Annotated in this window: 14 protein-coding genes and 2 riboswitches; of the genes, 6 read left to right on the forward strand and 8 right to left on the reverse strand. The window is 67.0% G+C overall.

The features are described 5' to 3' along the window. The first annotated feature begins 151 nt into the window (after positions 1 to 151). The 3 genes from AC3FJ6_RS10325 (at position 152) to AC3FJ6_RS10335 (ending at position 4,632) form a co-directional block, all read left to right on the forward strand. Positions 152 to 2,119, forward strand: a complete 1,968-nt coding sequence (locus AC3FJ6_RS10325) for a hypothetical protein (RefSeq protein ID WP_488771761.1) — start codon at positions 152 to 154, stop codon at positions 2,117 to 2,119. Positions 2,120 to 2,302: 183 nt separating this feature from the next. After that, complete coding sequence (locus AC3FJ6_RS10330; RefSeq protein ID WP_488771762.1) at positions 2,303 to 3,517, forward strand: cation:proton antiporter; 1,215 nt, start codon at positions 2,303 to 2,305, stop codon at positions 3,515 to 3,517. After that, complete coding sequence (locus AC3FJ6_RS10335; RefSeq protein WP_092602245.1) at positions 3,517 to 4,632, forward strand: YbdK family carboxylate-amine ligase; 1,116 nt, start codon at positions 3,517 to 3,519, stop codon at positions 4,630 to 4,632. Before AC3FJ6_RS10330 ends, AC3FJ6_RS10335 begins: the two co-directional genes overlap by 1 nt. 81 nt (positions 4,633 to 4,713) lie before the next feature. On the opposite strand, the gene AC3FJ6_RS10340 is transcribed toward AC3FJ6_RS10335, so the two are convergent. The 7 genes from AC3FJ6_RS10340 to AC3FJ6_RS10370 all read right to left on the reverse strand — a co-directional run bounded on the left by AC3FJ6_RS10340 (position 4,714) and on the right by AC3FJ6_RS10370 (position 12,884). After that, a complete protein-coding gene (locus AC3FJ6_RS10340) occupies positions 4,714 to 5,460 on the reverse strand; it encodes an MBL fold metallo-hydrolase (RefSeq protein ID WP_488771867.1) in 747 nt (248 codons plus the stop codon). A gap of 78 nt (positions 5,461 to 5,538) precedes the next feature. Next, the gene (locus tag AC3FJ6_RS10345) at positions 5,539 to 6,915 is read right to left on the reverse strand and encodes an L-serine ammonia-lyase (RefSeq protein WP_488771763.1); all 1,377 of its coding nucleotides are present in this window, start codon (positions 6,913 to 6,915) and stop codon (positions 5,539 to 5,541) included. A 57-nt stretch (positions 6,916 to 6,972) separates the two neighbouring features. Continuing rightward, positions 6,973 to 7,515: a DUF421 domain-containing protein gene (locus AC3FJ6_RS10350; RefSeq protein ID WP_488771764.1), complete on the reverse strand. Its 543-nt coding sequence runs from the start codon at positions 7,513 to 7,515 to the stop codon at positions 6,973 to 6,975. A gap of 107 nt (positions 7,516 to 7,622) precedes the next feature. Further along, a complete protein-coding gene (gene gcvP, locus AC3FJ6_RS10355) occupies positions 7,623 to 10,547 on the reverse strand; it encodes an aminomethyl-transferring glycine dehydrogenase (RefSeq protein WP_488771765.1) in 2,925 nt (974 codons plus the stop codon). A 78-nt stretch (positions 10,548 to 10,625) separates the two neighbouring features. Then, positions 10,626 to 11,006 carry a glycine cleavage system protein GcvH gene (gene gcvH, locus AC3FJ6_RS10360; RefSeq protein ID WP_153946352.1) on the reverse strand — a complete coding sequence of 127 codons (381 nt, stop codon included), beginning with the start codon at positions 11,004 to 11,006 and terminating at the stop codon, positions 10,626 to 10,628. A 112-nt stretch (positions 11,007 to 11,118) separates the two neighbouring features. Continuing rightward, the gene (gcvT, locus tag AC3FJ6_RS10365) at positions 11,119 to 12,246 is read right to left on the reverse strand and encodes a glycine cleavage system aminomethyltransferase GcvT (RefSeq protein ID WP_488771766.1); all 1,128 of its coding nucleotides are present in this window, start codon (positions 12,244 to 12,246) and stop codon (positions 11,119 to 11,121) included. 89 nt (positions 12,247 to 12,335) lie between these two features. Further along, positions 12,336 to 12,457, reverse strand: a riboswitch (glycine riboswitch). Positions 12,458 to 12,478: 21 nt separating this feature from the next. Continuing rightward, positions 12,479 to 12,566, reverse strand: a riboswitch (glycine riboswitch). 93 nt (positions 12,567 to 12,659) lie between these two features. Further along, positions 12,660 to 12,884 carry a YMGG-like glycine zipper-containing protein gene (locus AC3FJ6_RS10370; protein ID WP_066736784.1) on the reverse strand — a complete coding sequence of 75 codons (225 nt, stop codon included), beginning with the start codon at positions 12,882 to 12,884 and terminating at the stop codon, positions 12,660 to 12,662. 283 nt (positions 12,885 to 13,167) lie between these two features. Here AC3FJ6_RS10370 and AC3FJ6_RS10375 point away from each other — a divergent pair, with 283 nt between their 5' ends. The 3 genes from AC3FJ6_RS10375 to AC3FJ6_RS10385 all read left to right on the forward strand — a co-directional run bounded on the left by AC3FJ6_RS10375 (position 13,168) and on the right by AC3FJ6_RS10385 (position 17,648). Continuing rightward, positions 13,168 to 15,261 carry a UvrD-helicase domain-containing protein gene (locus tag AC3FJ6_RS10375; protein ID WP_488771767.1) on the forward strand — a complete coding sequence of 698 codons (2,094 nt, stop codon included), beginning with the start codon at positions 13,168 to 13,170 and terminating at the stop codon, positions 15,259 to 15,261. A gap of 352 nt (positions 15,262 to 15,613) precedes the next feature. Continuing rightward, the gene (locus AC3FJ6_RS10380; RefSeq protein WP_488771768.1) at positions 15,614 to 16,345 is read left to right on the forward strand and encodes a response regulator; all 732 of its coding nucleotides are present in this window, start codon (positions 15,614 to 15,616) and stop codon (positions 16,343 to 16,345) included. 4 nt (positions 16,346 to 16,349) lie between these two features. Next, on the forward strand, positions 16,350 to 17,648 hold the full coding sequence (locus AC3FJ6_RS10385; protein ID WP_488771769.1) for an ATP-binding protein: 1,299 nt from the start codon (positions 16,350 to 16,352) through the stop codon (positions 17,646 to 17,648). A gap of 21 nt (positions 17,649 to 17,669) precedes the next feature. Here AC3FJ6_RS10385 and AC3FJ6_RS10390 read toward each other — a convergent pair whose 3' ends face one another. Then, entirely contained in the window at positions 17,670 to 18,839 is a 1,170-nt protein-coding gene (locus tag AC3FJ6_RS10390) for an ABC transporter substrate-binding protein (RefSeq protein ID WP_488771770.1), read from the reverse strand. Between the last annotated feature and the right edge of the window lie 220 nt (positions 18,840 to 19,059).

Genomic DNA, 19,059 nt, shown 5'->3' on the forward strand with positions numbered 1-19,059 from the left:
AATGAAGCCAAGCCGCCATTCAAATGGCGATTCGAAGGCCTGTTTTGTCGTCGACCCACCCCCGTCAACCCAAATCAGACCCCTTTCCGCCCCTGTTCTCTCCCAAGCGTGCCACGGCAATGGCGCATAATTCCGCCTTTGCCGAATTCTGATGAAGGAGCGGACCGTGCAGGATGTCCGTTACGAGCACGCGATCGCGCTGGCCAATGCCGGGCGCCATGACGAGGCGTTGCAGGTTGCCGACCAGCTGTGGGCGGCGCACCCCGAGGTGGTGGATTATGCCGCGTTGCGGGCGCAGATCCAGTCCGACCGTGGCGACGTGGCAGCCGCGCTGGCTGCGCTGGACGAAGCCATGGCGCGCCTGCCCGAACTGCCGCTGGCGCCGATGCACCGCTGGGCGTCGCGCGGGGCGCTGGTCCATATGTATGGCACCTTGCTGATGCGCGATGGGCGCGACACCGAGGCGCAGCCATGGCTGCACGAGGCGGCGCGCCGCAATGGGCTGGCCACCGGCGAATGGGCCGCGCACTTCTATGCGGGCTTTGTCGCGTTCCGGCTGAACGACTTCGCGCTGGCCGGGCGGTACTGGCACGACCTGCTGTACCGGGCCCCCGATCTGGGCGCCAGCGACATCCTGCCGCTGGTCCAGGATTACGTGGCACGCAGCGATGCCGCCGAACTGCTGGGCGAGCCGCTGCTGCGTATCTGCCTGGGGCGCATCGCGCTCGATTCCCCGGAACTGCTCGACCTGACGCCTGCACAAGGCGATGCGCTGGCTGCGGCCCAGGCCGAGCGCGTGCTGGCCGAACAGCCCGATCATCCCGAGGCCCGGCGCCTGCGGGCGCCGCTGCGGCTGGGTTCTGAACCCGCCGCGGCGCTCGACGATCTGGAGACCTATCTGCGCCAGCGGCCCGACCCGCTCGCGCAGGTCCGTGCGCTGACGTGGCGTCACCAGGCCAATGTGACCGCCGGCGCCAACGCCCCGGCGCAGCCTGCGTGGACCGGTTTCGCCGTGACGGCGGATGCCGATGATGGCGCGCTGTATTTCCATGCGGCGACCGCACTGGGCAGTTTCCTCGATGAAGTCCCCGCCTCGCAGGCGGCGCTCAAGCCGACGCTGGAGGCCATGTGCCGCAAGGGCCTGTCGTGCTTCGAGTCGTATTTCGAGAGCGGCGAGGGCGATGCCCAGGGGCACGGCGGCAATGCCGACCCCCATCTCTATTCGCTGCTGTGCCGCCTGCTGGGCCGTACGCTGCCCGCCGATGCGGCGCATTTGGACGAGAAGGTGGCGTTGCACCGCAAGGGCGTGGCGGCCAGCGATTTCATCGACCACTGGATCGACCTGCTCGACGCCTACGCGGCGGCGGGCCAGCACCAGCAGGTCGTGGACATGGCCGGCGAGGTGCTGAACCGCTATCCGGTGGAGCGCAACCCGGCCGGCGTGAGCTGGGCCTTTAGTCGTCTGGTGGCGGCCTGGGCGGCGATCGGCGGGCGCGAAGCCACCGAATCGGCCAGTGCCGCGCTGGCGCATATGGATGCCCGGCTCGATGCCTTGCCCGTGGAAGCCCGCACCGAGGGCGCCCACGCGATGGCCCACGCGCGTGCCCATTACGGCGCGCTGCTGCAGACCGGCATGGCGTCGATGGACGAGCACGACAAGGCGGATGCCATCGCCGAACTCGAAGCCCTGCAACGGCGCTCGCTGCTGATCGAAGATGCCTGGGTATCGGGCCGCTTCGGCCAGATCTGGCGCGACCTCGGCGACAACGAGCGCGCCATGCCGTTGCTCGAACAGGCGGTGCAACTGGGCGAGGGCGACGCACGGCAGCAAGCGCTGGCGCGCGTGCAGCGCGCCCGGCTGCTGGTGGACCTGGAGCGCCACCCGGAGGCGCTGACCGACTTCCAGATCGCCTTTGCCGCGCGCGACGACTGGGACGCACAGACCTGGCTGGCCGCAGTGCAGGCCGCGCTGGGCATGGGACAGCGCGAAACGGCGTTGGGATGGTTCGAGCGCGCACGCGGTCTCGATGCCGAAAAGGGCCCCACCCGTGGTTTGTTCGCCAAGGTGGAAACGGCACTGAAGGCCACACGGCCGAAGTGGAAACTCTGGGGCGTTTGATGTCCGGTCGAAAAATGTGACCCATCGCACCAGAGACGATTCTGATTTTGCAAGAGCTACAAAAGCGCTATCGAAGATGATGGCGTTTTTTCTTTGGAGAAGGCGTAAGTTGCCGGCATGTTCGGGAAAGTGTCGGACAAGCACTTACATTTACTGACGTGTCCTTCCGTTACCATGTCGCGCATGAACGGATTGAGCCAACTTTTCCCCTCGCTGCCACTGGCGCCAGGCGGACTGTTCTGGGTGGGCCTTGCGCTGGTTGGCGCGGGCCTGGCCGGGGAAGTCTGCCGCCGCTGGCTGGGCTGTCCGCGTATCGTCGGTTACGCGGTGATCGGGCTGTTCGCCGGCATGCTCGGCCGCAGCATTGTCGATGACAACATGATCGCGCAGACCCGGGTGCTGATCGACATGGCGCTGGCCCTGGCGCTGTTCGAACTCGGCCACCGGCTGTCGCTGTCCTGGCTGCGCGCCAATCCGTGGCTGCTGATCACCAGCGCGGCGGAAAGCCTGCTGACCTGGGGGCTGGTGTCCACGGTGCTGCAGTGGATGGGGGCTTCGCCCGGCGTGGCCATCCTGGCCGGCGGTATCGCGGTCAGCACGTCGCCCACCATCGTGCTGCAGCTCAAGAACGAGCTGCGTGCCGATGGGCAGGTCACTGAACGCCTGATGGCGATGTCGGCGCTCAATTCCATCTACGCCGCGGCCATCGTGCAAGTCGCCACGGGCTGGCTCCATTCCGAATACGGCAACCTGGGCGCGGCCCTGCTGCATCCGCTGTACCTGCTGGTCGGCTCGTGCCTGCTGGCGTGGGTGGTGGGCAAGCTCGGGCATGCGATCTACGCGCGCATGTCGGCCGACGATCACTACAGCTTCCTGGTCCTGGTGGGACTGGTGTTGTTCACGCTGGCGCTGACGCGGGTGCTGAAGCTGTCGATGCCGCTGACGCTGATGCTAGCCGGGGTGGTATTCAAGCACCAGGACCGCCAGCCACATGTCTGGCCCACGCACTTTGGCAGCGCGGGCAGCCTGCTGATCATCGTGATGGTGGTGTCGCTGGGCCTGCCGCTGACCGCCCGGGACTGGGTCGTGGGCGGATCGCTGGCCGTGGCGCTGGTGTTCTTCCGTCACGTCGCCAAGCTGGCCGGCGTCGTGTCCCTGGGTTCGTTCTCGGGCCTGAGCCTGCGCCAGTGCGCAGCGCTGGGGCTTGCGCTGGCGCCGATGTCCGGCCTGGCTTATCTTTTGATGAGCGACGTTGCCCGCCTGTACCCTGGCACCGGGGCGCCGCTCGCATCGATCATCCTGTGCGCGCTCGCGATCGAGCAGCTGCTTGCCCCGATCATCGCGGCATGGGCGCTGCGCTTCGCCGGCGAGACGCGTGACCATGGAGGAGGGCGCTGATGTCGCTCGAACCGTTCAAGCATTCCGAGGCGTTGACCTTCGGCGTCGAGCTGGAACTGCAGCTCGTCAACCGGCACGACTATGACCTGGCGCCGTTCGCCCCGGATCTGCTGCGCGCACTGAAAGGCGCGCAGCACGCCGGCGACATCAAGCCGGAAATCAGCCCGTCGATGATCGAGATCAGCACCGGCATCTGCCACGACTATGCGCAGGCGCTGGAGGAACTGACCGTGATGCGCGACCTGATGGTCAATGCGTCGCGCGGCCTGAACCTCGGCATCTGTGGCGGCGGCACGCATCCGTTTCAGGTCTGGTCGGAACGCACGATCTCGAATTCGCCGCGTTACCAGTACATTTCCGAACTTTATGGCTATCTGGCCAAGCAGTTCACGGTGTTTGGCCAGCACGTGCACATCGGGTGCCCGACCCCCGATGAGTCGCTGTTCCTGCTCCATGCCATCGGGCGATACGTGCCGCACTTTATCGCGCTGGCCGCTTCGTCGCCTTACGTGCAGGGGGTGGATACGGGCTTTGCATCGGCGCGCCTGAATTCGGTAGCGGCGTTCCCGATGAGCGGCCGTGCCCCGCATGTGCTGACGTGGGACGGCTTCGAGGCGTACTTCAACAAGATGCGCGCCACCGGGGTGATCGAAAGCATGAAGGACTTCTATTGGGATATCCGTCCCAAGCCGGAGTTCGGCACGATCGAGGTGCGCGTGATGGACACCCCGCTGACCGTTCAGCGCGCCTGCGACATCGCGGCCTATATCCAGGCGCTGGCGCGCTACCTGCTGTTGTCGCGCCCATTCATGCCGCAGGAAGACGACTACCTGGTGTACACCTTCAATCGCTTCCAGGCGTGCCGCTTCGGACTGGAAGGCGAATACGTGCATCCGAACGAACTCACCCGGATGCCGATCGCGGACCATATCCTGTCGATCTGCGACGCGCTGGAGCCTCACGCCGAGGCGCTGGGGTCGCTCCAGGCGCTGGCCAATATCCGCGCCCAGGCGGCGGCGCGCGACAACGACGCACGCCTGGTGCGCACGGTGAACGACGAGGCGCACAGCCTGCGTGACACGGTGCGCCGGACCTGCGAATTGTGGGAATCCTGACGCATTGCCTGGGCTGAGGCCGAGGCCGAGGCCGGGGCTGGGCCGATCCTGGACCAGCCCGCAGCAAGCCCCCCTGGCGCGCTAGATGCCGTGCGGCACGCTGTCCCCGTCGCGGCCGCTGGCCAGCCCCAGCTGCTTGTTGGCCGGGACGGCGACGTCGATCAGCTTGGGCCGCGGCAGGTTCAGGTTGCGCATCATCACGATGAACTCTTCGCGCGTGCGGCCGGCTACCCGGCTGTTGGTGGCGCGCTCGTGGCCAATCGTTGATTCGGTCCGGCCCTTGTAGTCGTGCGCGGGGTAGACGCGGGTGTCGTCAGGCAGACGGAAAAGTTTCTGCGTCAGGCTGTCGAACAGCGTGCCGGCGTCGCCCGACTGGAAGTCGGTACGACCGCAGCCGTCGATCAGCAACGCGTCGCCGGTGAAGATGCGCCGCGTCATGCCTTCGGGCGACGGCTCCTCCCAGAGATAGCTCATGCTGCCGGCGGTGTGGCCGGGCGTGTGGATCGCGCGCAGCACCTGGCGGCCGAACGGAATCGTATCCCCATCGATCAGTTGCTTCAGCGCGGGCTTGATGTCGCAGCCCGACGGCGCGGCGGTGCTGGCGCCCGTCAACTGGGCAAGATGGCCGGCTGACGTGATGTGATCGGCGTGCGCGTGGGTCTCCACGACCCAGGCCAGTTTGGCGCCGGTCTGCTCCAGCAGCGCAAGATCGCGCGTGGACTGGCGATCGACGGGGTCGATCAGCACGGCCTCGCGCGTGTCGGCGTCGATCAGCAGGTAAGTGAACGTGGACGAAGCCTCGTCGAACAACTGGTGAAAGGTCTGCATGGCGGTATTGTTGTGGCAAACCGGAAGTGCTTCCATGATACGTCGCCGGTCAGCGCCGGCCAACGGATGCCACATGCGTCAGCACTCGACGATATTCACCGCCAGGCCGCCGCGCGCGGTTTCCTTGTATTTGGTCTTCATGTCGGCCCCGGTTTCGCGCATGGTCTTGATGACCGAGTCCAGTGACACATAATGCGTGCCGTCGCCGCGCAGGGCCATGCGTGCCGCGTTGACGGCCTTGACCGATGCCATGGCGTTGCGCTCGATGCACGGAATCTGCACCAGCCCGCCCACCGGATCGCAGGTCAGGCCCAGGTTGTGCTCCATGCCGATCTCGGCCGCGTTCTCCACCTGCTCCGGCGTGCCACCGAGCACGGCGGCCAGCGCCCCGGCCGCCATCGAACAGGCCACGCCGACTTCGCCCTGGCAGCCCACCTCGGCGCCCGAGATCGACGCGTTGAGCTTGTAGAGCAGACCGATGGCCCCGGCTGTCAGCAGGAAGTCGACCACACCCTGCGTGTTGGCGCCAGGCACGAAACGGTCGTAGTAATGCAGTACGGCGGGAATGATGCCGGCCGCGCCGTTCGTCGGCGCCGTGACCACGCGACCCCCGGCGGCGTTCTCCTCGTTGACGGCGATGGCGTAGAGGTTGACCCAGTCCATGACCGACAGCGGGTCAGACAGCGTGCGCTCGGCGCGCAACGTCAGGTGCCGATAGAGCTCCGGCGCCCGGCGCTTGACCTTGAACGGGCCGGGCAGTTCGCCGTCCGTGCGGCACCCGCGCGCCACGCATTGCTGCATCACATCCCAGATATGCAGCAGACCGTCGGTCACCTCGTTCTCCGGCCGCCATGTCAGTTCGTTCTCGAGCATGAGCCGGGCAATCGACTTGCCGCTGGCATGGGCCATGTCGAGCATCGCGCGTCCCGTGCGGAACGGGTGCGGCAACTGCTTGCCGGCGGCCAGCACCTGCGTATTGGGCGCGCCGGCGGTGACGACGAAGCCGCCGCCCACCGACAGGTAGCGGGCCTCGCGCAGCGACGCGCCATCGGCATCATAGGCGTGGAACTTCATGCCATTGGGATGCTCGGCCATGGCTTCGCGCCGATAGAACACGATGTGCTCGCGTTCCACGAACGGCACGGTGTGCCGGCCCAGCAGCGACAGCTGCTTGCTGGTGCGCAGCGCTGCCAGCTTGCCGTCGATCGTCTCCGGATCGACCGTGTCGGGCGATTCGCCCATCAACCCCAGGATCACGCCCTTGTCGGTGCCGTGTCCCTTGCCCGTGGCGCCGAGCGATCCGTAAAGCTCCGCGCGCACGCTGGCCACCCGCGCCAGCAGGCCGTCGCGTTCCAGGCCATGCGCAAACATCAGGGCCGCCCGCATCGGGCCCACGGTGTGGGAGCTCGACGGGCCGATGCCCACCTTGAACAGATCGAAGACGCTGACTGCCACGGCTGAACTCCAGATTGGTTGCCGGCGCGGTTCGTGGAACCGTTGGCCGTAAGGCCGCTAGGCCGGCTTGTCCTGATCGGTATGGGCCGGATGACGCCATAGTGCGCCGGGTTCGGCGGGACCGGAAGCAGGCGGCGGGTCCTTCATCTTCACGCTGATGGAGCCATCGGTTTCCAGAATCGCGAAATGCACGTCTTCCACGCGGGCGCAGCCATTGCGGCGCAACACCTTGTGCAACTCGTGCGTGCTGATGCGTTCGCGGCGCATGACTTCCTCGTAGACCTCGCCCTGGTGGATCACGATCTGCGGACGGCCGTCGACCAGCATTTCCAGCGGCCGGCTACGCCACGTGACATACCCGAGCAGCGCATCGGTCCCAAACAACGTGCCCGCCAGGATCAGCCCGGCCAGCACCGAGTTGTCGCCGGCATTCATCGCGTTCTGAACCGCGTTCGAGATGATCAGCAGCAGGACAAGATCGAACGGCGTGAGCTGGCCGATCTGCCGCCGGCCCGAAATGCGCATCAGCAACAGAATGGCGCCATAGACGATCAGACCGCGCAGGACGAATTCCCACCAGGGCGCGCTGAGATTCCACATGAATGAGGCCTCCGCTCAAGGACGGCGCCGGATACCGGCGCCCGCTCCCTGAGCATAGTCCGTCGGCGGCATCCGCGTGTATCGGACGCCGCCTGACGGGCCGGCACTCATTCTTCGGCGTACTCGCTCATCGGCACGCACGAGCAGAACAGGTTGCGATCGCCATACACGTTGTCGGCACGGCCAACCGGCGGCCAGTACTTCTGCGTGCGCAGCGATGCCAGCGGGTAGGCCGCTTCCTCGCGCGTGTACTTGTGCGTCCACTCGTTGCCGACCACCACGGCCGCGGTGTGCGGCGCGTGTTTGAGCGGGTTGTCCTCGCGGTCGAAGCTGCCGTCTTCCACCCGCGCGATCTCGCCGCGGATGGCGATCATCGCGTCGATGAAGCGGTCGAGTTCGTGCAGCGATTCGCTCTCGGTCGGCTCGATCATCAGCGTGCCCGGCACCGGGAAGCTCATGGTCGGGGCGTGGAAGCCGTAGTCCATCAGGCGCTTGGCCACGTCCTCGTTGGTGATGCCGGTGGTCTTCTGCAGCGGGCGCAGGTCAAGGATGCACTCGTGCGCCACCAGGCCATGCTGGCCCGTGTACAGCACCGGGAAGTGCGGCGACAGGCGGCGCGCCACGTAGTTGGCGGTCAGGATCGCGTTCTCGGTGGCGGCGGTCAGGCCGGCCGAGCCCATCATCGCGATATACATCCACGAGATCGGCAGGATGCTGGCCGAGCCGAACGGCGCGGCCGAGATGCCGCCGATGCCGTTATCGTCGCGACGATAGCCGACGCTGTCCTGGTTGGGCAGGAAGTCGGCCAGATGCGCACCCACGGCTACCGGACCGACGCCCGGGCCGCCGCCGCCGTGCGGAATGCAGAACGTCTTGTGCAGGTTCAGGTGCGACACGTCGCCGCCGAACTGGCCCGGCGCGGCCACGCCCACCATCGCGTTCATGTTGGCGCCATCGACATAGACCTGGCCGCCGTGCTTGTGCACGATGTCGCAGATCTGCTGCACGCCCTGCTCGAACACGCCGTGCGTGGACGGGTACGTGATCATGATCGCGGCCAGGTTCCTGCTGTGCTGCTCGGCCTTCTTCGCCAGATCGTCGAGGTCGACGTTGCCGTTGTCGTCGCAGGCCACCACCACGACCTTCATGCCGGCCATCTGTGCCGACGCGGGGTTGGTGCCGTGGGCCGATGACGGGATCAGGCAGATGTCGCGATGGCTCTCGCCACGGCTGGCGTGGTACGCGTGGATGATCAGCAGGCCGGCGTATTCGCCCTGCGAGCCGGCGTTCGGCTGCAGGCTGACCGCGGCGTAGCCGGTGGCGGCGCAGAGCATGGCCTCCAGCTGGTCGATCATCTCGCGATAGCCAACCGTCTGGTCCAGTGGGGCAAATGGGTGGATGTTGCTGAACTCGGGCCACGTCACCGGAATCATCTCGCTGGTGGCGTTGAGCTTCATCGTGCAGGAGCCCAGCGGAATCATCGTGCGGTCCAGCGCCAGGTCCTTGTCGGCCAGCGAGCGCAGGTAGCGCAGCATCTCGTGTTCGGCATGGTGCGTGTTGAACACCGGATGCGTCAGGTAGGCGCTCTGGCGCGCCACGTTGCCCGGGAAGCCGTCGCCGACCGATGCCTCGATCTTGTCGAAGTCGGGCACCGGCTTGCCGTGCGCGAAGATCTCCCACAGCGTGACCACGTCGTCGCGCGACGCGGTTTCGTCCAGCGAGATGCCGATGCGCGACGCGCCGGCGTGGCGCAGGTTGATGCCCCGCTGCGTGGCCGTGGCGTGGAACGCCTCGGTGTTGAAGCCGGTTTCCAGCGTCAGCGTGTCGAAGAACGTCTCATTGACCGGGGGCAGGCCCAGCGCCTTCAGACCGGCGGCCAGCGTGGCGGTCAGGCGATGCACACGTTGCGCGATGCGCTTCAGGCCCTGCGGGCCATGGTAGACCGCATACATCGACGCCATCACGGCCAGCAGCACCTGCGCGGTGCAGATGTTCGAGGTGGCCTTCTCGCGGCGGATATGCTGCTCGCGCGTCTGCAGCGCCAGGCGGTAAGCCTTGTTGCCCTGCGCGTCGATCGTGACGCCGACCAGGCGGCCCGGCATCGATCGCTTGAATTCATCCTTGACGGCCATGTAGCCCGCGTGCGGACCGCCAAAGCCGAGCGGCACGCCAAATCGCTGCGAGTTGCCCACCGCCACGTCGGCGCCCCAGTCGCCCGGCGCGGCGATCAGCGTCAGCGCCAGCAGGTCGGCGGCGGCCACCACCCGGCCGCCGGCCGCATGCACGGCGTCGGCAATGGCGCGGTAGTCGGCTACATCGCCATTCACGCCCGGATACTGCAGCAGCACGCCGAAGGCGTGGGACTGCGCGGCGTCCGCAGCCGGGCCGACCTTCACCTCGATGCCCAGCGGCAGCGCGCGCGTGCGGATCACTTCCAGCGTTTGCGGCAGCACATCGTCGGCCACGTAGAACGTGTTCGACACATGCTTGTGGACGCGCTGCAGCAGGGTCATGGCCTCGGCAGCGGCCGTGCCTTCGTCGAGCATCGACGCATTGGCGATGTCCAGGCCGGTCAGGTCCGTGATCATCTGCTGGAAGTTCAGCATCGCCTCCAGGCGGCCCTGCGAGATTTCCGGCTGGTACGGCGTGTAGGCGGTGTACCAGGCCGGGTTTTCGAAGATGTTGCGCAGCACCACGCCCGGTGTGAGCGTGTTGTAGTAGCCCTGTCCGATGAAGCTCTTCAGTACGCGGTTCTTGCCGGCCAGGCCGCGCAGGCGGGCCAGCGCGGCTTCCTCGGTCAGCGGGGCGGTGAACTCGCCCAGCGACATGCCGTCGCGGCGGCGGATGGCGGCGGGCACCACGGCGTCGATCAGCGCGGCGCGGCTGTCGAAGCCAAGCACCTTGAGCATGTGTTGCTGTTCGGCGCTGTCGGGGCCGATGTGGCGGGCGGCGAAGGCGTCTCGCGCCTCCAGTTCGGCCAGCGTGGGCCGTGTACCTTGGGCGGCGGCATTCATGGGAAGCGGGGCGTTCATGGCAAGGAATCTCGGGGAGCGGGCGGCGGGCAGGTGGTCGGCCTGTCCGCCGCGCGCGGCATCAAACAGTCAGCGCGATCAGGCGCCGACGCTGGCCTTGTAGGCGTCGACGTTCATCAGGCCGTTCACGTCGTCGGCGTTGGCCGGCTTCAGCTTGAACAGCCAGGCGTCAAAGGCGTTGGCGTTGACCGACTCGGGCGCTGCCGAAGCGGCGTCGTTGACGGCGATCACTTCGCCAGCCACCGGGGCGTAGATGTCGGAAGCTGCCTTCACGGACTCCACCACGGCCAGGGCGTCGCCGGCACCCACCGACTTGCCCACTTCGGGCAGTTCCAGGAAGACGATGTCGCCCAAGGCGTCCTGGGCGTGGTCGGTAATGCCGATCGTCAGCGTGCCGTCGGCTTCGACGCGCACCCATTCGTGCGACTCGGTGTACTTCAGGTCAGCGGGGAAGTTCATGAGGTTCTCCGGGATACAGTTTGTTTCTTGTTTCATTCACCCGGTCCGCAGCAGGTTGGGCTCGATCGGACGGGCGGAAGGGCGACCGTTTGATGTGAAGCCGGGCGATGCCTCAGCTCACGAGTGCCTTGCCATTACGCACAAACGGCAGTTTAACCACAGTCGCGGTCAGTTTGCGGTCACGAATCTCGACCTGGACGTCGGTGCCAGGCGCCACGCCCTTCGGCAGGCGGGCGAACGCGATCGACTGCTGCAGGCTGGGGCTGAACGTGCCGCTGGTGATTTCGCCGGCGCCTGCCGCCGTGATGACCTTCTGGTGCGCACGCAGCACGCCGCCCTTGTCGCGCAGGATCAGGCCCGCGAACGTCTGTTTCTGGCCGCCTGCCACCAGGGCCTGCTTGCCGATGAAGTCGCGCTCGCTCTGCAGGTCGACCGTCCAGGCCAGGCCGGCGTCCAGTGGCGACGTATTGATATCCATGTCCTGGCCGTACAGGTTCATGCCGGCTTCCAGGCGCAGCGTGTCGCGCGCGCCCAGGCCGGCCGGACGTACGCCCGCGGCGATCAGCTTTTCCCAGATGCCGGCGACGTTCTCGGCCGGTACCACCAGCTCGAAGCCGTCTTCGCCCGTGTATCCGGTGCGGGCGACCATCAGTTCGCCCATTTCCGGGTCTTGCACGACCAGCGCGTTGAACGGCTTGAGCGCGTCGGCCGGCTGGGTGGAGGGAAAGGCCTGGTAGACCTTGGCGCGGGCGTTGGGGCCCTGCACGGCCACGATGGCCAGCTTGCCGGTGGCCGCCGGTGCCACATCGCCGCGGCGCGGTGTGATCGTCACGCCGCTGCCAGTGGCCGCATTGCGCGACTGGATCCATTCGATATCGCCAAGGGCCGTGCTGGCGTTCACCACCAGGCGGAAGTGGTCCTCGGCAAAGAAGTAGACGATCAGGTCGTCGATGACGCCGCCTTTTTCGTCGAGCATGCACGAATACAGCGCCTTGCCCGGCGTCTGCAGCTTGTCGACGTTGTTGGCCAGCAGGCCGCGCAGGAAGGCGCGTGTGCCCGCCCCGTGCAGGTCGACCACGCACATGTGCGACACGTCGAACATGCCGGCATCGGCACGCACGGCATTGTGTTCCTCGATCTGCGAACCGTAGTTGACCGGCATGTCCCAGCCGCCAAAGTCGACCATGCGGGCGCCGAGGGCGCGGTGGATAGCGTTGAGGGGCGTGGCCTGGAGCGTCATGGATATCCTCGGGGGCGGTTCGAAAACGAAAAAAGGGTCATCCGCCGCAACGATCGGGCGCACCAATGTGCATCCAATCCGCTGCGGCGGATGACCCCTCTGTCCTCGATACCTGAGAGATTACGAAGCCGGAACTTCGTGCGCCCCTTCGGTGGACATGCTCACCACGGCGTCAGGGCAGTGGCGGATGTCGCTCTCCAGAGTGCGGCATGCATCGTGTGCATGTTGCATGCCGATCCGGTCGGTCCATGGTGCCTGAGAGTTTGCGGGTGGTTCCCCTTCGGCGGCGCAATCGATGCGCGCTCTCCCGGCCGGATGCGCGAGAATGTACGGGACCGGTCAGCCTTTGTCAAACGCGTGCCTGACGCCGGCCGGCGGCCCCGCCCCCGGGATTGGAAACGACGGCGGGCCGGTTAGCGACGGTCCTTCGTCACCACATTACCGACCACGCCGCCCACGGCCGCGCCGCCCAGCGTACCCAACGCGCTGCCGTCGGTCAGGACCGCACCGCCGAGCGCACCGGCGCCCGCGCCAATGGCGGTATTACGCTGCTTCGGGGTCATGTCCGCGCAGCCCGCAAAGCCCACCAGCGTCACGCCGATCAGGGCAACTTTCGAAAGGGTGCGAAGCGTCTTCATGATTGGCTCCTTTGTTGTCATCGAGATCATCGTTTCCGATTTGTTGATATGTCCCGGACCGGTCGCGCCACGCGCAAGACCCGTGCGGTCCTGTGAGATAAGAGGCAAGCTCCATGCCCCGGGATCCGCCGCTTTACGATTGTTACCAGCCTGAAACGCCTCTTGTCGGACGCCGCCCGACACGCCAGTGCGCGCCTGCGGCGCGTGTTAACATCGACGCCTTCGGCGCGCCATCCCTCCAGGTGCGCCATGAGCCATTCCGCCTGCCACGTTCCCCAGCCTCATGACTCACGGACTCAATGCCGCGCAATCCGAAGCGGTGCGCTACCTGGACGGCCCCTGCCTTGTGCTGGCGGGCGCAGGATCGGGCAAGACCCGCGTGATCACGCAGAAAATCGCCCACCTGATCGAGGACAAGGGGTTCGAGCCGCGTCACATTGCCGCCGTCACGTTCACCAACAAGGCGGCGAAAGAGATGCAGGAACGCATCGGCAAGCTGATGGAAGGCAAGACCACGCGCGAAGGGAAGCGCATTCCACTCAAGCAGCTGACGGTTTGTACGTTTCACTCGCTTGGCGTGCAAATCTTGCGCATGGAAGCCGAGCATGTCGGGTTGAAGCCGCAATTTTCGATCATGGATTCGGACGACTGCTTCGGGCTGGTCCAGGAGCAGCTGAGCACCACCGACAAGAAGCTGATCCGCAGCGTGCAGAGCACCATCTCGCTGTGGAAGAACGGCATGGTCGACCCCGAGACCGCGCTTGCGCAGGCGGCCAATGCCGACGAGCACCAGGCCGCGATGGTCTATCGCAACTACGTGGCCACTCTGAACGCGTACCAGGCGGTGGACTTCGACGACCTGATCCGCCTGCCCGCCGAACTGTTCGCGCGCGACGAGGCCGTGCGTTTGAAGTGGCAGAACCGGCTGCGCTATTTCCTGGTCGACGAATACCAGGACACCAACGCGTGCCAGTACCAGCTGCTGAAGCTGCTGGCCGGCGGCTCGCACCTGCGCGCGCCGGCGTTCACGGCGGTGGGCGACGACGACCAGGCCATCTATGGCTGGCGTGGCGCCACGCTGGACAACCTGCGGCTGCTGCAGACCGATTTTCCGGACCTGAAGGTGGTCAAGCTGGAGCAGAACTACCGCTCGACCGTGCGCATCCTGGAAGCGGCCAACGCGGTCATCGCCAACAACCCGAAGCTGTTCGACAAGAAACTGTGGTCGGAACACGGCATGGGCGATCCGATCGCCGTCCACCCGATGAACGACGAGGAGCACGAGGCCGAGTCGGTGGTGTTCCGCCTGTCCGCGCACAAGTTCGAGCGCCGCGCGCAGTTTCGCGATTACGCCATCCTGTATCGCGGCAACCACCAGGCGCGCCTGTTCGAGCAGATCCTGCGGCGCGAGCGCATTCCGTACGTGCTGTCGGGCGGCCAGAGCTTCTTCGACAAAGCCGAGATCAAGGACATCTGCGCCTACCTGCGGCTGATTGCCAATCCGGACGATGACCCCGCGTTCATTCGCGCCATTACCACGCCGCGCCGTGGGGTGGGCAACACCACGCTCGAGGTGCTGGGCACGTTTGCGGGCCAGGCCAAGGTGTCGCTGTTCGAGGCGGCGATGATGGGCGGCATCGAGGCCAGGCTGCAGCCGCGCCAGCTGGAGCCGCTGCGCACGTTCTGCGAATCCATGGTGCGCCTGGCCGACCGCGCGGCCCGCGACCCGGCCACCGTGGTGCTGGACGACCTGATGGAAGGTATCCACTACGAGGCCTATCTGTACGATACCTTCGACGAACGGCAGGCGCAGTCGCGCTGGACCAATACGCTGGAATTCCTGGACTGGCTCAAGCGCAAGGGCACGCGTCCGGAGGCCGAAGGCGAAGCCGGGGCCGAGGCCACGGGCGCCGACACGGCCGACGGCTTCGGCGACGAAGGCAAGAACCTGCTCGAACTGACCCAGACCGTGGCGCTGATGAGCATGCTCGAAGGCCGCGAAGAAGATCCCGACGCGGTGCGGCTGTCGACCCTGCACGCGTCGAAAGGCCTGGAATATCCGCACGTGTTCCTGGTGGGCGTGGAGGAGGGCATCCTGCCCCACACACGCGAGGACGAAGACCTGGACGACGAGAAGATCGAGGAAGAGCGGCGGCTGATGTATGTGGGCATCACGCGCGCGCAGCGCACCCTGCAGATCAGCTGGTGCAAGAAGCGCAAGCGGGCGCGCGAAACCTATTCGGTCGAGCCGTCGCGCTTTATCGCCGAGATGAAGCTGGAGGAAGCCCCCGCACCGCAGGACACCACGCCGGCGATGAGTCCGAAGGACCGGCTCGCCGGCCTGAAGGCGCTGCTCAACAAGCCCGTCGCGGCCTGACTTGATACAAGGCCGACAAGACTGCCGGGGTCGGGCTCACTACGATTGGCGGCGCGTGGAAACGTCTCTCGGACGTTCCTGCGACGCACCGCGCCCGCCCTTCGGCTGCGGTGTGGCTGGGCGCATGCGAGCCCGGCTTCTTCCCTGTTGAACGCTCCCGGATGCGGCAGCACCGGGGGCGTATTTTTCCCCCGGCCCGTACGCGCTGCGCCACCACCGCCCGGCCCCCGCATCGCGGCCCTAAGTGTCGTGCGCGGCACGTATCAAAATTGATACAAAGCGGGCATCGCCTGTGATCTCCCGGCTGGTACATTGGCCGATCGGATGTCCCGCGTATTCCTCACTTTTCCCCATGGACCTGTCGCCCAACCTGCCCATTCGTCTGCTGATCGTCGATGACGACCCCCAGATCCGCGCCATGCTGGCCGAATATCTGGCCACGTTCGGCATGGAGGCCGAGGGCGCGCAAGGCGGCGCGGCGATGCGCACGGCGATGGGCCGGCAGGACTACGACCTGGTGATCCTGGACCTGTCGCTGCCGGGTGAAAACGGCCTGACGCTGTGCCGCGAGATCCGCGAGCAGAGCAACCTGCCCGTGATCATGCTGACCGCGCGTGCCGAACTGGCCGACCGCGTGGTGGGGCTGGAAGTCGGGGCCGACGACTACGTGACCAAGCCGTTCGAGATGCGCGAGCTGGTGGCGCGGATCCACACGGTGCTGCGCCGCAGCCGTGGCGACGTACGCCGCCCGACGCCTGCCCCGGGCGGGCACGAGATGCGCTTCGGCTGCTGGCGCCTGAATGCCACGCTGCGCCAGCTGGTCGATGTGGAAGACACCGTGGTGCCGCTGTCCAACGCCGAATTCCGCCTGCTGCTGACGTTCATCGAGAATCCGAACCGCGTGCTCGACCGCGAGATGCTGATCAACAATGCGCGCGGCCGTGACCTGGACGTCTTCGACCGCAGCATCGACCTGCTGGTATCGCGGCTGCGCCAGAAACTGCGCGACGACCCGCGCGACTCGTCGCTGATCCGCACCGTGCGTGGCGAAGGATACGTGTTCACCGGCAACGTGGAGCACTGAAGGCATGGCTGCTGCGATTCCGCCGACCAGCGGCGGTGCTTCGGCGATACGCGCCGAACCGCGCGCCGCCGGGCCGGCCAGACGCCGCCGGTTCAATTCCATGTTCATGCGGTTGTTCTTCGTGATGACCGCGATCATGCTGGCCGTGCATGTGCTGGGCGTGACCGTGATCGAGAGCGTGTTTCCGCGCCCGGGTTCCGAACGCTACATGGAGCGCATGCGCCGCGCCGCGTCCGACGCCGAGGCGGCGGGCCAACTGGTGCCCAGCGGCACGCCCGCGCATCCGCTCGAAGGGGTTTTCATGCCCGACCGGCCGCCTGGCGCGCCGGCCGGCATGCGCGGCAATGAACCGTTCGATTTCGATGGCCCGCCGCTGCGCCCCGAAGCGTTCGGCGAACGCCGGCCATTCGACCGTCCCCCCGGGCCGCCGAAGGGATTTCATATCCGTGGCATCTGGCCGCCGCACCTGGGCCTGATCTTCCAGCTTGCGGCCATCCTGATCGCTTCGTGGGTGGGCGCCCGCCTGCTGGCGCGGCCGGTGCAGCAACTGGCCAGCGGCGCCAACCGTCTGGCGCAGGACGTCCATGCACCGCCGCTGGACGAAGACACCGGCCCCGCCGAAGCGCGCGACGCCACGCACGCGCTGAACCTGATGCAGCAGCGCATCCGCACCCAGCTGGCGCAGCAGTCGCGCTTCCTGGCGGCGGTGTCGCATGACCTGCGCACGCCGCTGACGCGCATGAGCCTGCGTATCGAGCGCATCGAGGACAACGACGTGCGCTATCGCCTGCGTCAGGACCTGGCCGAGATGAATGGCCTGATTGACGCCACACTGTATTACCTGCGCGAACGCGACGACGGCACCGGCCCGCGCCAGCGGGTGGACATGGTGGCGCTGCTGCAGGCGGTGGTCGACGACGCCCAGGAAATCGGGCAGGACGTGCGCCTGTCTGGCGAAGCGGCGCCGCTGCTGGCCTATCCGGCCGAACTGCGGCGCGCCGTGGTGAATCTGGTGGAAAACGCCCACCGCTATGGCGGCGCCGCGCACATCATCCTCACCGACAGCCCCGAGCGCGTCTCGATCGATGTCTGCGACAACGGTCCCGGCATTCCGCCGGCCGAACTGCAGCGTGTGCTGGAGCCGTTCTATCGGTTGGAGTCGTCGCGCAGCCGCGCCACCGGCGGCGTGGGCATGGGCCTGTCGATCGCCGCCGATATCGTGGCGCGCCACGGTGGCGAACTGAAGCTTGCCAACCGGGCGGAGGGAGGGCTGCGCGTCAGCATCACACTGCCGCGCGCCTGATCGAAGCGATCCAGCCCCAGCTCAGGCGCGCTGCGGCAGGCCGCTCTTGCCGATCGCCGCCAGCTGCACGTACTGCGACCCGCGCAGGCCACGCGTGAAGTCCAGCGTGAAGTCCCCGACGTCGATGCGGGCCTGCAGCGCGCGCCGCAGTTCCGCCGTACCCGACGCCTTCATGCCGGTGGCCGCGCGCACCAGCCAGGCCGCACCAATATAGCCGGCCAGCGTGGCAGGCGAGGGCGGCTCGTCCAGGTACTGCTTCATGCGGGCCACGTGCTCCTTGACGACGCGCAGCGTCGATTCCTGCGGCCCCGGTGCAATCTGCGTCACGACCATGCCGCCCGCGTAGCCGGCGCCCAGGATCTCGCGCGCCGCCGACGGACTGACCGCCGAAAGGCCTACCAGAAACCCGTACCAGTTTTGCGCCGCCAGTGCGCGGCCCAGGCTGCCATAGGCCAGCGTGTCGCCCGCGACGATCACTGCGCCCGGCCGGGCCGCGGCAATGCGCCGTGCGCTGTCGTCGAAATTGCCAGTCAGCGCCACGGCGCGCGTCGAGATGTCCTTTTCCAGGCGCGCCAGCCATGGGGTGCCGACGCCGAGCGTGCCGGCCGCGAAGTCGGGCGACACCGCCAGCGCGATGCCGGTCAGCCCGTAGCTGCGCAGCTGATGCACGGCGGCATCGAGTTCGGCCTGATAGTCGGCGCGCGTGAACCACACGTTGTCGGCGCTCAGCGCCAGCCCCGACAGCGGCGCGACGATCTGCACCCCGCGCCGCGTCAGGTCGGCCGAGCCCGCCAGCGTGGGCAGCAGGCTGTCGCCAGGCCCGAACAGCACCTCGGCACGTTCGTTGTCGGCCAGGGCCACGGCCTGTGCGGCGGCGCGCGGGTTCGAGGCGTCCGCATCGCGCACCACGTGAACGATGCGCAGGCCGGCGTTGCCGGCCGGCGACGCATTGAAGGCATCAAACATCACCTTGGCGCCGGCCAGATAGTCCCGCGCCTGGTCGGCCTGCGGCCCCACGCGATCCACCAGGTGGCCCACCACAAGCTGGCGGCGCAGAACCTGGCCAGCCGGCTGCGCCATCGCGGGCAGCACGGCGGCGGACGTCAGGGCGCCGAGCCTCTGCAATGCGCGGCGGCGGCCTGTCGAAGCGGGCGGACACGCGGGGGGCGATTGCGGCAAGGCTGGGCGCATGGCAGTGAGAGTCGGATGGACAGGATGTGCTGCGGAAAGCGAGTGCGGGCTGGACTTGATACTTGGCGAGCCGGGCCAGAGACTATCGGCCGTTCATGACGCTTCCGTGACTTTTGCCCGACATGAGGCCCCCCGTTGGCGGGGCTGGCAGGTGTAGGTCGCCATGATCTTGATGCGCATCAAGGTTGATGCACCGGGCGAGGCATAGCATCGATTGTCA

It is taken from the genome of Cupriavidus sp. 94F1 (assembly GCF_057798875.1).